The 14868-nt window shown below is 38.0% G+C and carries 11 protein-coding genes; all 11 read left to right on the top strand.

The features are described 5' to 3' along the window. Positions 1-82: 82 nt before the first annotated feature. The 11 genes from E5S68_RS04195 (at position 83) to E5S68_RS04145 (ending at position 14845) form a co-directional block, all read left to right on the top strand. Complete coding sequence (locus E5S68_RS04195; RefSeq protein WP_135782473.1) at positions 83-1024, top strand: glycosyltransferase family 2 protein; 942 nt, start codon at positions 83-85, stop codon at positions 1022-1024. Next, positions 1008-2915, top strand: coding sequence for a putative glycosyltransferase family protein (locus E5S68_RS04190; protein WP_135782472.1), 1908 nt, complete (start codon positions 1008-1010; stop codon positions 2913-2915). Before E5S68_RS04195 ends, E5S68_RS04190 begins: the two co-directional genes overlap by 17 nt. A gap of 80 nt (positions 2916-2995) precedes the next feature. After that, a complete protein-coding gene (gene rfbD / locus E5S68_RS04185) occupies positions 2996-3847 on the top strand; it encodes a dTDP-4-dehydrorhamnose reductase (RefSeq protein WP_135782471.1) in 852 nt (283 codons plus the stop codon). A gap of 59 nt (positions 3848-3906) precedes the next feature. After that, a complete protein-coding gene (locus tag E5S68_RS04180) occupies positions 3907-4944 on the top strand; it encodes an acyltransferase family protein (protein ID WP_167470828.1) in 1038 nt (345 codons plus the stop codon). A gap of 154 nt (positions 4945-5098) precedes the next feature. After that, entirely contained in the window at positions 5099-6247 is a 1149-nt protein-coding gene (gene cps2T / locus E5S68_RS04175; RefSeq protein WP_135782469.1) for a beta 1-4 rhamnosyltransferase Cps2T, read from the top strand. Then, complete coding sequence (locus E5S68_RS04170) at positions 6244-7185, top strand: glycosyltransferase family 2 protein (RefSeq protein WP_135782468.1); 942 nt, start codon at positions 6244-6246, stop codon at positions 7183-7185. The genes cps2T and E5S68_RS04170 overlap by 4 nt, the downstream gene beginning before the upstream one ends. Further along, entirely contained in the window at positions 7185-7991 is an 807-nt protein-coding gene (locus tag E5S68_RS04165; protein ID WP_135782467.1) for an ABC transporter permease, read from the top strand. Before E5S68_RS04170 ends, E5S68_RS04165 begins: the two co-directional genes overlap by 1 nt. Beyond that, the gene (locus tag E5S68_RS04160) at positions 7991-9214 is read left to right on the top strand and encodes an ABC transporter ATP-binding protein (protein WP_135782466.1); all 1224 of its coding nucleotides are present in this window, start codon (positions 7991-7993) and stop codon (positions 9212-9214) included. Before E5S68_RS04165 ends, E5S68_RS04160 begins: the two co-directional genes overlap by 1 nt. Before the next feature lie 12 nt (positions 9215-9226). Next, entirely contained in the window at positions 9227-10576 is a 1350-nt protein-coding gene (locus E5S68_RS04155; protein WP_135782465.1) for a glycosyltransferase, read from the top strand. 1 nt (position 10577) lies between these two features. Next, entirely contained in the window at positions 10578-12329 is a 1752-nt protein-coding gene (locus tag E5S68_RS04150) for a rhamnan synthesis F family protein (RefSeq protein WP_135782464.1), read from the top strand. After that, entirely contained in the window at positions 12326-14845 is a 2520-nt protein-coding gene (locus tag E5S68_RS04145) for an LTA synthase family protein (RefSeq protein WP_135782463.1), read from the top strand. Before E5S68_RS04150 ends, E5S68_RS04145 begins: the two co-directional genes overlap by 4 nt. The last annotated feature ends 23 nt before the right edge of the window (positions 14846-14868 follow it).

Here is a 14868-nt window from a genome sequence, read left to right as displayed (position 1 = left end):
ATTAATCTAATTTTTACGTTAATACTAGGGGAAACCCTAGTTTTTTGTTACAATAGAAGGTGAAGTATACAAGGAGAGTGTTATGACAATATCAGTAGTAGTGCCCTGTTTTAATGAAGAAGAATCCATCCCTTTATTTTATGCAGAGATGGAAAGAGTTCGGGAAGTTATGGGTACTGAATTTGAATATATTTTTATCAATGATGGATCTTCGGACAATACACTATCCGTTTTGCGTGATCTCAATCTAGTTAATCCTAAGGCCCACTATATTTCTTTTTCAAGGAATTTTGGAAAGGAGGCAGCACTCTATGCTGGGCTCCAACATGCCAAAGGAAATTATGTGACTGTTATGGACGTTGATCTTCAAGACCCGCCAGAATTGCTCATTGAAATGAAGAAGCGATTGGATGAAGTTGTGGAATTGGATTGCGTTGGAACAAGACGGGTTACACGTGAGGGAGAACCACCCATTCGTTCTTTCTTTGCCCGAATGTTTTACAAACTCATTAATCATATTAGTCAGGTAGAGATGGTAGACGGGGCGCGTGATTTTCGTTTGATGCGTCGTCCAATGGTGGATGCTATCCTTGAGTTATCCGAATACAATCGTTTTTCAAAGGGGATTTTTGCTTGGGTCGGCTTTGAGACTCAATATCTGGAGTATAAGAATGTGGAGCGCGTGGCCGGGAAAACATCTTGGAATTTCTGGTCTCTCTTTAAATACTCTATTGAAGGGATTGTCAATTTTTCAGATGCTCCTCTAAATATTGCCTTTGTAGGTGGCCTTTTATCTTGGTTCCTAGCTTTTATCATGGTTGTATTTATAGTAGTGCGAACGCTGGTATTTGGAGATCCAACCTCTGGATGGCCTTCCTTAATGACAGTTATCCTTTTTCTGGGTGGTTTCCAATTGCTGACAATTGGCATTCTAGGGAAATACATTGGTAAGATCTTCATGGAGACCAAGAAACGTCCGGTTTATGTGATAAAAGAGAAAAGTGACAATGAAAAATTATTCTAGGAAACAGGGAACCATTAAGCTAAAGATCCATTCACTTTACGATAAAGTTGATACCATCCTTGATCAGCTTTTGCAGTGGAATGTTACTAAACGACTAAATAAAGTGGTAGACAGAGGAAACATTTTTTTTAATGGATTCCGTCATTCATTTTTTTACCTATTTTTGGTTCTGTATTCTATTTTCTTTACAGTCGTTTCTCAAAATGTCATTTTATTTCAAAGTCAGTCCTATGATTATGCTTTTCATCTATCTCGTATTGTCGGATTAGCTGAATCAATTAGTCATTGGGATCTACTTCCAAATCTAAATTTCTTATTTTCATATGGGACTGGATATGCTTCTCCTATGTTTTATGGAAATTGGCAATTCTATCCGTCAGCCATTGTTTACGTGATAAGTCAGGATGCAAATCTTTCCTATCTCCTCTTTGCCTTTCTGATTGTGGTTTGTACCTGTTTATCCAGCTATATTGTCATTGCTAAAATCATGTACAACAAGCTAGTAGCTTTGGCTGTTGCCTTGACCCTTCCTTGCTACTATACTTTGTTTGGATTTGGAATGACAATGGTTTTGCCTTTAGTTCCAATACTATTTTACGCTATCTACAGAGTAGTCTTTTTGAATAAAAAGAATCCTCTTTATCTTGGAGTTGTTGTAGCCCTATTGGTTCAAACCCATATTTTATCGACTATCATTTTAGCTATTGCCTCCTTTATTTTTTTATTGCTTAACTATAAGAAAATTACAATCGAAAAGCTAGCGTCTTTCGTATTTTCAATTGTATTTGCGCTCTTTCTTTCTGCAGGCTATATTTTCCAATACTTAGAACAAGTATCATCTCAAAAATTTTTATTTTCTTGGATGGGAAGGAGTTTCCCTGTGAATGTCAAAGATACATTTTCAGTACCCTATCCTTTTCAAGTAGATCGCTCTGGCTTTTATAAACCATTTACACCATTAGAATGGCCAATTCATCAAATGATTCGAACTGGTTTGATTGTCTTTACTTTCCTAGTTCTAATCTTTTATCGTCGAATCAGTAAGCTTAGTAAGTCGAGCTTTTTTGTCTGTTGGCTTCTGTATTTTATGGCAACGAGTCTTCTTCCATGGAGGTCCTTGTTGAAGTACAGTTTTATGGGAAGTATTCAATACTCAGGACGTCTCTTGTTTTTTATACCATTATTCTTTATTTTCTTTCTAGCTTTTGTTAATAAGAATGGGATTCTTTCGTTTATACTCTGTTGTTTGAGTCTTTCTTTCTTTTATAATAATTTGGTTCCAAATTATCATACGAGTTCGAAATACTATAAACAGATGCGAGTGGTGAATCGAAAGGACAATAAGCTTTTGAAGTCAACTTATAAAGGGAAAAAATCAAACTTTGTAAATCCTGTCGGGGACGAATATTATAACCTAGAGGTAGATAATCAGCGTGTTCGTGATCCTCATTTTTCTGAATTTCAATTAGGTAAGGGCCTGTCAGTTTCTAATGTAAATACTCAATATAATTTACTTGAATTCGATGTAGAGAGTGACTCTTCAAAAGGGAATACCAGTATGGTGGTTCCGCTCATCTGGTATAAAGGATATACCGTTAATTATTCAGAAGGAGCATCTGGTACAGAAGCGAGTATGGCTCATCGTTCATATAAGCAGGAAGAATTAAACAAAAATCAAAATTTAAGAAAACCAAAGCTAGCGGACAAAATTTTGAATGATGGAAAAATTTATCTAAAAATCAAAAGTTCAGGTCATGTAGCGATCTCATATCATAAAACCTTCCTTCAATATTTAGGTTATATAATTGAATCGCTTGCTTGGTTTGTGGTTGCTTATATTTTTAAAGTTGTCTATGAAAAGAAGAAAAATAAATCAATCAAAACCAGTTAAGACGAACTAGTTTTAAAAGCAGAAATCTTCTGCTTTTTTTGCTATAATGATAGGGAAAAAGCATTTGAAAGGAATTTAACATGATTTTAATTACAGGTGCAAATGGTCAACTTGGAACGGAGCTTCGCCATTTGTTAGATGAACGAAATGAAGAATATGTAGCTGTTGATGTAGCTGAAATGGACATCACAAATGCAGAGAAAGTAGATGAGGTTTTTGCGCAAGTGAAGCCAACGCTAGTTTATCACTGTGCTGCTTATACAGCCGTTGATGCTGCTGAAGATGAAGGAAAAGAGCTGGACTATGCTATCAACGTGACTGGTACGGAAAATGTAGCGAAGGCGTCTGAAAAACACGGTGCAACCTTGGTCTATATTTCTACGGACTATGTGTTTGATGGAAATAAGCCAGTTGGGCAAGAATGGGAAGTAGACGATCAACCAGATCCCCAAACAGAGTACGGTCGTACCAAACGTATGGGAGAAGAATTGGTTGAGAAGCATGTTTCGAACTTCTACATCATCCGTACAGCTTGGGTCTTTGGAAATTATGGTAAAAACTTCGTCTTTACGATGCAAAACCTAGCTAAGACTCACAAGACTTTGACCGTTGTTAATGACCAACATGGTCGTCCAACCTGGACACGTACTCTTGCAGAATTTATGACCTATTTGGCTGAAAACCGTAAAGAATATGGTTATTACCACTTATCAAATGATGCAGAAGAAGACACAACTTGGTATGACTTTGCAGTTGAGATCCTCAAAGATACGGATGTTGAAGTGAAACCAGTGGATTCTAGCCAATTCCCAGCTAAGGCGAAACGCCCACTTAACTCAACGATGAGCTTGGCTAAGGCCAAGGCGATAGGTTTTGTCATTCCAAGCTGGAAGGATGCCTTGAAAGAGTTTTACAAACAAGAAGTGAAATAATTAAAATGAAAAGATGGTGACATGCCATCTTTTCATTTGCTAATATGATAAGGAGAGTTATGAAAGAGAGAAAATTAAATATAGATTTACTTAAATGTATTGCAATAGTATTTGTCGTAGGTGTACATTTTTTTCTCCATACTAATTATTATGGACAGTCCTTTACTTTTAAAAGTATTTTCTTGTCATCTTTTATTTGGATGATTCTAATGACCTGTGTACCTTTGTTTATCATGACTACAGGCTATTTGATGAAAGATAAGACCTATAGTGAAGACTATTTTATAAAACTACTTCCAGTAATTGGAATTTATGCTCTTACAGCAGCAGTTTATACTTTCTTTGATATGAGAGTTGTCAATGAAGAATACCTCGGAAAGTTATTTGAAAATATTTTTTCCTTTAGTCACTATGCATGGTATGTTAATTTGTATATCGGCTTATACATGTTAATTCCTTTCTTGAATGCAGGTTTCAATTCGTTAACTAGCCGTAAGAATCAAGTTGTGGTTTTAGGTATTTTAGTGTTATTCACTATTGTACCGCCTACTCTTTCATTGTTGAACAACAATGAACAAAATTTTATGATTTTACCGCACATCATTCCAGATTATTGGAAAGGACTCTGGCCTATCACATACTATCTTCTTGGAGCTTTTCTCGCTTCATCAAAGAAGAAATCGAGTTTCAAGGAACTTGTTTTTGTTATTTTTATTCTTGATATTTTAAGTGTTTTTGGATTAGCAGCAATATCTGAAACTACCTTTGGTATCGAATATGGAGTTCTTCCGGTATTCCTATTGTCTAGTTTAATCTTTTATTCAGTTATACACTTAAAAGTCTCTATAAAAAATGAGTGGTTGCAAAGAGTTGTTCTATTTATTTCAAAGAATACTCTTCCAATTTATTTACTATCTGTGATTGGAGATTATTATTGGTACCCTAAAATGGTTGAGAAATGGGGGGATTTTACAAACATCTTCTCGAGATTTCCTCTGATTGTGATATTTTTGTTGATACAAGCTATCTTGATGACTTTCATTTTAAATACACTACTAAAATTTATCAAAACAATAATTCTGAAATTTGCTAAGTAAATGACTTGTTGAATGAATACATCATATTGAGTTATTCATATTAAATCAAGATTTTGATAGCGACTCTAGAGGGTCGCTTTTCTGTTTGAATTAGGCAAAAAGCCTAGAAAATGGTATAATTGAATAGACTGTAAATTGTTAGAAAGGGAATATTATGCAACACGTTTTTATTATCGGAAGTCGTGGGCTTCCGGCTCAATATGGCGGTTTTGAGACTTTTGTGGACCAATTGGTCTCCCATCAAGTGTCTTCGGAAATCCAGTACCATGTTGCTTGCCTTTCTAATGATCAAGCCTATCAACATTTTGACTACAAGGGTGTCGATTGTTTTACGATTAAAGCACCGAAACTTGGGCCAGCTCGGGTCATTGCCTATGATATGATGGCCATCAGTTATGCCTTGAAGGTTATCAAAAAGCAAGGAATTACACAGCCGATTTTTTATGTTTTGGGCAATACAATTGGGGCCTTTGTGGCACCCTTTGCGCGTAAGATTCATAAAATGGGTGGGAAATTCTATATCAATCCAGATGGACTGGAGTGGAAGAGGGCCAAGTGGGCTAAACCGATTCAAGCCTATCTCAAGTATTCTGAAAAAATCATGACACGCCATGCGGATTTGGTGATTTCTGACAACCCTGGTATCGAGTCCTATATCAAGGAAGCCTACCCTTGGTCCAAGACGACCTATATTGCCTATGGGACGGACTTATCTCCGACCAGCCTGACCAGTCAGGATAGGAAGGTCAGAGAATTCTATCAGAAATGGCAGACACAGGAGAAGAACTATTACTTGATCTTGGGCCGCTTTGTCCCAGAAAATAATTATGAGACCGCCATTCGTGAATTTATGATCTCTTCAACCAAGCGGGATTTGGTCATCATTTGTAACCATGAAGGCAATCCCTATTTTGAAGAGCTTCGAGCTCGAACGAGCTTTGATCAGGATCCACGCGTCAAGTTTGTAGGAACGGTCTACGATCATGACCTGTTGAAGTATATCCGTAAAGAAGCCTTTGCCTATATTCATGGTCATGAAGTGGGCGGGACCAATCCGGGACTCCTAGAGGCTCTTGCTCAGACGGACCTCAATTTGGTTCTAGGTGTTTCCTTTAACCAAACGGTTGCAAAGGACACAGCCCAATATTGGACCAAAGAAAATGGGAATTTGGCGCATTTGATCAACCAGGTTGATTCTTTAGAAGATGTATCTAAATGGGGTCAATTAGCCAAAGCCAACATGAAGCAAAACTTTACCTGGGAAAAAATTGTAGGTGAGTACGAGGAATTATTCTTATCATGAAAGTAAATATCTTGTTGTCCACCTACAATGGTGAGCAGTATCTAAAAGAGCAGGTCAAAAGTATCCAAGAGCAGACTTATCCAGACTGGCAACTCTTGATCCGGGATGATGGGTCAAGAGATGGTACGGTGGAAATCATTCAAGAGCTGGTAGCTCAGGATGAGCGCATTCGCTTTATCAATCAAGGTTCTATCGAAAATCTTGGTGTTATCAAGAGCTTCCATGCTCTTCTGAAATATGAAAAAGCCGATGTCTATTGTTTTAGTGACCAAGATGATGTCTGGCTACCAGAAAAGATTGCACTTCAGGTAGCAGAAGCCGAGAAACATCTGCAAGAAGAGCCTTTGCTGGTCTACACAGATTTAAAAGTGGTTGATGAAAACTTGAATGTGCAGCATGAAAGTATGATTCGCACCCAGTCTGATCATGCCAATACAGAACTGATTCAAGAATTGACGGAAAATACGGTAACTGGTGGAGTAGCCATGATTAACCATGCCCTGGCGGAATTATGGACAGGTCAGGAACAACATGCGCTTCTCATGCATGATTGGTACCTAGCATTGTTGGCAACTGCCTTCGGGAAGCTCATCTATATCGATCAACCGACAGAGTTGTACCGTCAGCACAGTAGCAATGTTCTGGGGGCTCGTACCTTTAGAAAACGGGTTAAAAACTGGGTTCGCCCTCATATTTTGTTTGCTAAATATTGGAATCTCATCGAGTCCAGTCAAGAACAAGCAAAAAATTTATTGGATCTGCCAGTCAGTCGCCAAAATAAAGAAATTATTGAGAACTTTGTGACCATCATGGACGTACCGCTAAGAGAACGTTTGAGACGGATTCGTCAGTATGGTTTCCGTAAGAACCGAGCTTTTCACACCTTTGTGTTTACTAGCTTGATTCTGACAAAGTTTGCATATCGAGGTAAAAAATAATGTTTGACGTTTTTAGTCAGAAAAATCGAATTTTATTACGAGAGTTAATTAAAACAGACTTTAAATTACGCTACCAAGGATCAGCAATTGGTTATCTTTGGTCGATTTTAAAGCCTTTGATGACCTTTAGTATTATGTATATTGTCTTCATCCGATTCTTACGCTTGGGTGGAGATGTACCCCATTTCCCAGTTGCCCTTTTGTTGGCAAATGTAGTCTGGGGGTTCTTCTCAGAAGCGACCTCCATGGGGATGGTGTCGATCGTTAGTCGAGGCGACCTGTTACGGAAGTTGAACTTCTCCAAACACATCATTGTCTTGTCCGCAATTTCAGGAGCAGCAATTAACTTTGTCATTAACCTTGTTGTGGTCTTGATTTTTTCATTCTTTAATGGGGTGACATTTTCTTGGATAGCCTTGATGGTCATTCCGCTATTCTTTGAGTTATTCTTGATGGCGACAGGATGTGCATTGATCTTAGCGACATTTTTTGTCCGTTTCCGTGACCTAGGTCAAGTTTGGGAAGTGCTCTTGCAAGCTGGTTTGTATGCAACGCCAATTATCTACCCGATTACCTTTATCGCAGATCGCAATCCATGGGCTGCTAAGTTGGTCATGATGAATCCCTTGGCTCAAATGATTCAAGACATGCGTTATTTCTTGATTGATAAGGCTAACACCCCAGTCTGGCTTTTGGTGGAGAATAAGTTCTTGGTACTGATTCCTTATGTCTTGCCAATTCTTATTTTTATCGCTGGCTTTGCTTACTTTAACAAACATGCTAAGAAATTTGCGGAGATTCTCTAATGACAGATAAACAAATTGCAGTAAAAGTAGACCATGTCAGCAAGTACTTTAAGTTGCCAACAGAGGCAACCAACAGTCTTCGGACAGCTATGGTTAATCGCTTCAAAGGCATTAAAGGCTATAAAGAACAGCACGTTCTTAAAGATATTTCTTTTGAAGTAGAAAAAGGAGACTTTTTCGGGATCCTCGGAAGAAATGGTTCTGGGAAATCGACTCTTTTAAAAATTATTTCAGAAATCTATGTGCCGGAAAAAGGTTCCGTCACCATCGATGGGAAGTTGGTATCCTTTATCGAGCTTGGCGTCGGTTTTAACCCTGAATTGACCGGTCGAGAAAATGTCTATATGAATGGTGCTATGCTGGGCTTCTCAACAGCTGAAATTGATGCCATGTATGATGACATCGTAGACTTTGCTGAGTTGCATGACTTCATGAACCAAAAACTCAAGAACTACTCATCAGGGATGCAGGTTCGTCTAGCTTTTTCGGTTGCGATCAAGGCCCAAGGTGATATCTTGATTTTGGACGAGGTCCTAGCAGTAGGAGACGAAGCCTTCCAGCGCAAGTGTAATGATTACTTCCAAGAACGGAAGAAATCAGGAAAAACCACTATCCTGGTTACCCACGATATGGGTGCTGTCAAGAAGTATTGTAATAAGGCTGTTTTGATTGAAAATGGTTTAGTGAAGGCAATTGGGAGTCCTGAAAATGTTGCCAACCAGTATAGTTTTGATAATACAGCTCCTTTGCAACAGGGAGGAGAAGCTGGTGGAGCGGGTAAGCCCAACCAGGAAGAACAAGTCTTGGTTGAAAACTTTCAGCTTCAGTTGTTAAGTTCCAACAAGTTACGACCCCAAGATAAGATTCACTTCCAAATTGATTTTGATGTACGTGAAGATATCCAGACATATATTGCACTGTCTTTAACAGATATCGATCGGAATATTTGGATCTACAATGATAATTCTATGGATCAGCTGATGAGTGGGGCTGGACATAAAACAGTTCACTACACTTGTTCCCTTCCAACGGTGAATGACTTGAAAATGAAATTAGAAGTGACAGTAAGGGATGCTGAAGGACAGATGCTGGCCTTTTCAGATGCTACGCAAACTCCACTAATTTTTATCAATCGAGATGATATCGCTTTGGATGATAAATCATCAATGGATGCAGCAAGTGGCTTAATCCAACGCAATGGAACATGGTCAATGACTGACTAGACTGAGGGAGATATGGAAACGACGCCTTTTGTTTCGATTATTTGTACAGTTTTTAATAAAGAACCCTGGCTTAAGAAGACAATCGATAGCTTCCTAGCGCAACAAACAGAGTTTGCTATTGAGATTATCTTGGTGGACGACGCTTCAAGCGATGGATCTCGCTCCATTATTCAGGACTATCAAGCAAACTACCCTAATCTGATTCGTGCTTTTTATCAGGATGAAAATCAGGGAATCGCCAAAACCTGGGTAGCTATCTGTAAGGAAGCGCGTGGGTACTACATTGCTCGCTGTGACGGAGATGATTTTTGGATAGATCCTTTAAAACTTCAGAAGCAAGTAAACTTATTGGCCAGTAAGCCAGACTGCAAATGGTCTAATACTGATTTTGATATCTATGATGAGCATGGCAATTTTGTTTCTAATGCTGGCTTTGCCAATCAGACGATTCCATTAGCAGATACCTATGAAAAAATGCTTGCAACTAGAGGCTTTACCATGGCATCGACCTGGTTAGTAGATCGAGACCTGATGTTAGATGTGAACCAAGAACTAGATCTTACGACATCAGACGATACCTTTAATCTACAACTGGAACTCTTTCAACGGACTTCTTTAGCCTATCTGGATGAAGCAACGGTTGCCTATACTATCAACCAAGGATCGGATTCTCGTCCTTGTGATTTTAGAAAATTGGAACGTCGCTTCCATAAGCTACTGCAAACTCAATTAGCCTATCTTGATAAATATCCAAATGCAGATTTTAAAGAGATGACAAAAATTCTCTTAGATCGTACTAATACTTATGAGATTCGCTTGTCTAAACCAATGGACTCCCTTTCACATATTGGGATGGAATCTGTTAAGATTTATTTGGGAGATGAAGAAAATACCTATTCGGAAGATCGCACTATGACTAAACTGCTTCAAAAAGAAGATCGTCTCACTATCGAAATTCCGAAAGGAACGTCGGTTATTCGAGTGGATCTTTCGGAACAGCCAAGTTACTACTCCCAGGTTGAGTTGAGAGATGCAAGAGGGAACCTAATTCCTCCAGTTTATACGAATGGTGTCGTCTCTGACGGCTATTATCTTTTCAGCGAGCCTGATCCACAACTGATCTATGATGTTGAGGAAGAAGGAATCTACTATTTAAGCTACAAGATGCTCTCAGTAGATGATCCTTCTGCATCTGATTATATCGGAAAAGTTTTTGCAGCTTCAATGTTGCAGTCTATTAATAACATGAAGAGACTAGAAGCAGAGCTGGAAACTGCGAAAGAAGCATACAGAACTGTTATTACTTCAAGACGTTGGACCATCCCAACAAAGATCTTGAAATTCTTAAGAATAAGGAAATAAGATGGAACGTTTACTTTTATATGTTCATTTTAACAAGTTTAATTTTATAAGTGGACATGTCCTTTATCAACTAGAAAAAATTCGTCCCCTGTATTCACGAGTGGTCTTCATCTCAAATAGCAAACTACCTGAAGACATCAAAGTTGAGCTATCACAAAGTCACTTAGTGGATGATATTGTAGAACGTCAAAATATTGGATTTGACTTTGCTGCATGGCGGGACGGAATGAAGACAGTAGGCTTTGATCAACTGGCTCATTTTGATTCTCTTACCCTCATGAATGATACTTGCTTTGGCCCTCTTTGGGATTTAGAGCCAATCTATCAAAAATTTGAGAATGATGATGAGGTTGATTTCTGGGGTATGACCAATTACCGGAAAGACAAGGATTTTAACGAGCATATTCAGAGTTATTATCTCAGTTTTAAAAAGCAGGTGCTAGAATCAAGTACCTTCCGTGAATTTTGGCAGGGTGTTCAAGATTTCACCAATGTTCAAGATGTGATTGATCACTACGAGACCAAGGTCACAACAAATTTCTTGGATGCAGGTTTTCGCTATAAGACAGTGTTTGATACCATTCAAGAAGACACAACGGGGATGCTCTACCCAGACTTTTCTTATTACAATCCTACAGCGATTCTCAATCATAAGGTTCCTTTCATTAAAGTCAAAACCATTGCCAACAATGAAGGGATCATGCCTTACATTTTTGATGAATTGGAGCGGGTTTCGGACTATCCATTGGATTTAATTCTCAACCACATGTCTATGATTGATCGTCCGGACTATCCGTATCTCTTATCTCGTAAGTATTTGAAAGATCAAGAACTAGATGGAACTTTTGATAAAAAAGTAGCAGTTCACCTCCATGTCTTTTATGTGGACCTCTTGGAAGAATTTTTGGATGCCTTTCAGGAGTTTCATTTCTCCTATGATCTATGGGTGACCACTGATCTAGAGGAAAAGAAGCTGGAAATCGAGCAAATCTTATCTCATCGTGGACAGATGGCTAGCATTTTGGTGACTGGTAATGTTGGTCGAGATGTCTTACCGATGTTGAAATTAAAAGATCAATTGTCACAGTATGATTATGTAGGACATTTTCATACCAAAAAATCTAAAGAAGCAGATTTTTGGGCAGGCGAGTCTTGGAGAAAAGAGTTGATTGACATGTTGGTGAAACCGGCAGATCAAATCCTTGCTAATATGGAGGGTAATCCAAAAGTCGGAATGACCATCGCAGATATTCCAACTTTCTTCCGATACAATAGAATTGTCGTTGCTTGGAATGAAGCCTTAATCTCACCAGAGATGAATAAGCTCTGGCAACGAATGGGAGCGACCAAGAGTATCAATTTTAAAAATCTCAATACCTTTGTTATGAGCTACGGTACCTTCGTCTGGTTTAAATATGAAGCCTTGTCTCCTCTCTTTGCTCTGAATCTAACAGAAGCTGATGTTCCTGCTGAACCCTTGCCACAAAATTCTATCTTGCATGCGATTGAGCGCTTATTGATCTATATTGCCTGGGATCAGAAATTTGATTTCAGAATCTCACAAAATCCGATTTCCCTGACACCGTTTATCGACAATAAGCAGTTGAACAATCGTGAAGATCTCCAGCCACATACCTTCGTGGATTTTAATCAAATCGGAGGGATTAAAGGTGCTTTGAAGTATATTGTAATAGGGCCTGCAAGAGCAGTGAAGTATATAATTAAAAGAATGATGATGAAAGCGAAGGAATGAAAAGAAAAAAGAAATTTGATTTGATTACGTTTTTGACTAACTTAAAACGTAAAATTACAAGAACACAATTTTATTATGCAACTACATTTGTGCTATTTTTCTTCTTTAATTTTTATCTAGCACAAAATAATTTGGCGATTCATAATAAGGCGACTGGAACCGTTCTTCAATATGTGAATTTTTTGGGAATTCTTTTTGGAATTAGTTTTGCATTGTTAGTGGTCATTATGTCCCAGTTTAACTTTAAAAAATGGTTCCCTTTAAAATTAATCGTTAGTTATTTTATCTACAATACCCTATCTTATCTTACGGAAATAACCCTTTATCTCAATAATCCAAAATATAAGGTGTGGAATTTACAGAAGAATCCATTCTTTCGAACGAATTCTTTTCTGGTAATAGGGATATTGTTTGCCTTGACCGTGGTACTTGTTTTGCTAAGGTATCATTATGATCGGGTGTCCAACCGTAAAAGACATAGGGATGAAATTAATGAAAATTATCAATATGTTATCCTTTCTCAATTATTAATTACCTTTATTGTTACGGATAAAAATTTTTCAACGTTAATATACCGAACGGATAACTTTTTGTACAAAGCCTTGGAGATTGGAAAGTATTCTGCTCAACAATTTTGGTTGACGAATGATTTCTTATTTTTTCTCTTTCCTTTGCTCTCTGCCCTTGGTTTTCTCTATACAAAAGGTCAAAGAGATTTTGTAAAGAATAAATCCAGTTTATCATTAGCATTTTTCTCTAGTGTAACTACGGCAATTGTTTTAAATTATTTCCTTCAATTTAGTTTGGGACGAACAGAGCCATTTCTTGGGATTCATTTCACTATTCCGGATGCTATCTTATTCCAGATATTGGTGCTGACAGCCGTGATTTTCTTTGTCTATATTTGTATCAACCAGTATTGGATTGCTTCTTGCTTGGTTCTCCTAGTTTCGGTGTTTTTTGTCATTGCTAACTTTATCAAATTTGGGATGAGAAGGGAGCCGGTTCTACCAAGTGATTTAACTTGGTTAAGTAAGCCAGCTACTTTGCTTGGTTTTGTTGATAGCTCCCAAATAGTTTTTACTGTCATGAGTCTGCTAGCGATAGTTGCTCTATCTGTATTTGGGATGAAGTTCTTTTTCAAGGGGAAAATCATTTCCTCTTGGAAGATCCAAGTACTTCTCATAATAACCATGTTTTTCTCTTTTCGAAATGTAATGTCTATCTTTTCAGACAAAGAAAATGGGAAAATTAGATCAAATGTTCCGATTATCACTACCTTGAATAACTACCAGGACATCAACTGGTTAGGCAATACCTCCAATGCTCGCTATAAAGGGCTTGCCTATGTTTGGATGAATCAATTGACCACAGAAGTGATTCAGAAGCCTGAAGGATATTCCAAGGAACGACTTGCAAAAATTCAAGAGAAGTACCGAAAATTGGCGGAGGTCATCAATAAAGAGAGAAACGGTTACTTGAGTGATCAGACGGTGATTTATATATTGAGTGAAAGCTTCTCTGATCCTAGAAAAATTTCAACGGTAGAAGTGACACAGAATCCAATTCCAAACATTGAAAATATTATGCAGACCCACACGAGTGGGCAGATGCAATCGGATGGTTATGGTGGTGGAACTGCTAATATGGAATTCCAGACCTTGACTGGTTTACCATTCTATAACATTTCTCAGACCGTATCAGTTTTGTATACGGAAGTATTTCCTAAAATTCACGATGTGCCATCGATTAGTAATGTTTATGCAACGGAGGATAAAATTGCGATTCACTTAGCTGGTAAATCTAATTATTCGAGGGATATTGTCTATTCCCGCTTGGATTTTAAAGATTTCATCACGACTAATACAAAGGGAGTCAAGTATAGAAATGAAGGCATTAGTCCTAGTGATGAGTCGACTTACGATTTAGTCATAGAGAATCTAAGTCCTCAAAAGGGACAATTCTTTTCAGTAATGACCATGCAGAATCATTCTCCTTGGCTGGAGGCAAATCCTGAAACGTTAGATGCCAAAGGACAAGGCTTTACTTCAGAGGAAAATTCTAAATTAACTTTCTATAGTCGCCTCCTTTATCAGACTGATGCTGCTACCCAAGCCTTCCTTGAAAAGTTATCGAAAATTGATAAAAAAATTACGGTAGTCTTTTATGGGGACCATTTGCCAGGCTTGTATCCAGAGTCAGCCTTCAAGGATTATCCAGAGGGACAGTATCAGACAGACTACTTTATTTGGAGCAATTTTGATGCTCCAAAAATGGACTACCCTTTGGTTAACTCGAGTGACTTCTCAGCTATGGTCTTTGAACAAACCAATTCTAAGGTATCTCCTTACTATGCTCTCTTGACTGAGGTCTTGAAAAAGGCCAGTGTCGATAAAAAGGCCCTTGAGGGAGAAGCGTTAGAAATTGCAGATGATTTAAAAATGGTCGAATATGATCTTATCAGTGGGAAGGGATATCTAACGAAAGATTTCTTTAAAGTTCCTGTAGCAAAATGATAAGTCAAACGGGCTTTGATGTA

Origin of the sequence: Streptococcus rubneri (genome assembly GCF_004785935.1) — a bacterium.
Classification (GTDB): Bacteria; Bacillota; Bacilli; order Lactobacillales; family Streptococcaceae; genus Streptococcus; species Streptococcus rubneri.
The sequence above is the reverse complement of the archived record's forward strand: the minus strand, read 5'-3'. Positions and strand labels throughout refer to the sequence as shown.

What these genes read in the sequence shown, in the direction of transcription:
- E5S68_RS04195 (WP_135782473.1), top strand. Translation starts at nt 83, where the DNA reads ATGACAATATCAGTAGTAGTGCCCTGTTTTAATGAAGAAGAATCCATC.
- E5S68_RS04190 (WP_135782472.1), top strand. Translation starts at nt 1,008, where the DNA reads ATGAAAAATTATTCTAGGAAACAGGGAACCATTAAGCTAAAGATCCAT.
- rfbD (WP_135782471.1), top strand. Translation starts at nt 2,996, where the DNA reads ATGATTTTAATTACAGGTGCAAATGGTCAACTTGGAACGGAGCTTCGC.
- E5S68_RS04180 (WP_167470828.1), top strand. Translation starts at nt 3,907, where the DNA reads ATGAAAGAGAGAAAATTAAATATAGATTTACTTAAATGTATTGCAATA.
- cps2T (WP_135782469.1), top strand. Translation starts at nt 5,099, where the DNA reads ATGCAACACGTTTTTATTATCGGAAGTCGTGGGCTTCCGGCTCAATAT.
- E5S68_RS04170 (WP_135782468.1), top strand. Translation starts at nt 6,244, where the DNA reads ATGAAAGTAAATATCTTGTTGTCCACCTACAATGGTGAGCAGTATCTA.
- E5S68_RS04165 (WP_135782467.1), top strand. Translation starts at nt 7,185, where the DNA reads ATGTTTGACGTTTTTAGTCAGAAAAATCGAATTTTATTACGAGAGTTA.
- E5S68_RS04160 (WP_135782466.1), top strand. Translation starts at nt 7,991, where the DNA reads ATGACAGATAAACAAATTGCAGTAAAAGTAGACCATGTCAGCAAGTAC.
- E5S68_RS04155 (WP_135782465.1), top strand. Translation starts at nt 9,227, where the DNA reads ATGGAAACGACGCCTTTTGTTTCGATTATTTGTACAGTTTTTAATAAA.
- E5S68_RS04150 (WP_135782464.1), top strand. Translation starts at nt 10,578, where the DNA reads ATGGAACGTTTACTTTTATATGTTCATTTTAACAAGTTTAATTTTATA.
- E5S68_RS04145 (WP_135782463.1), top strand. Translation starts at nt 12,326, where the DNA reads ATGAAAAGAAAAAAGAAATTTGATTTGATTACGTTTTTGACTAACTTA.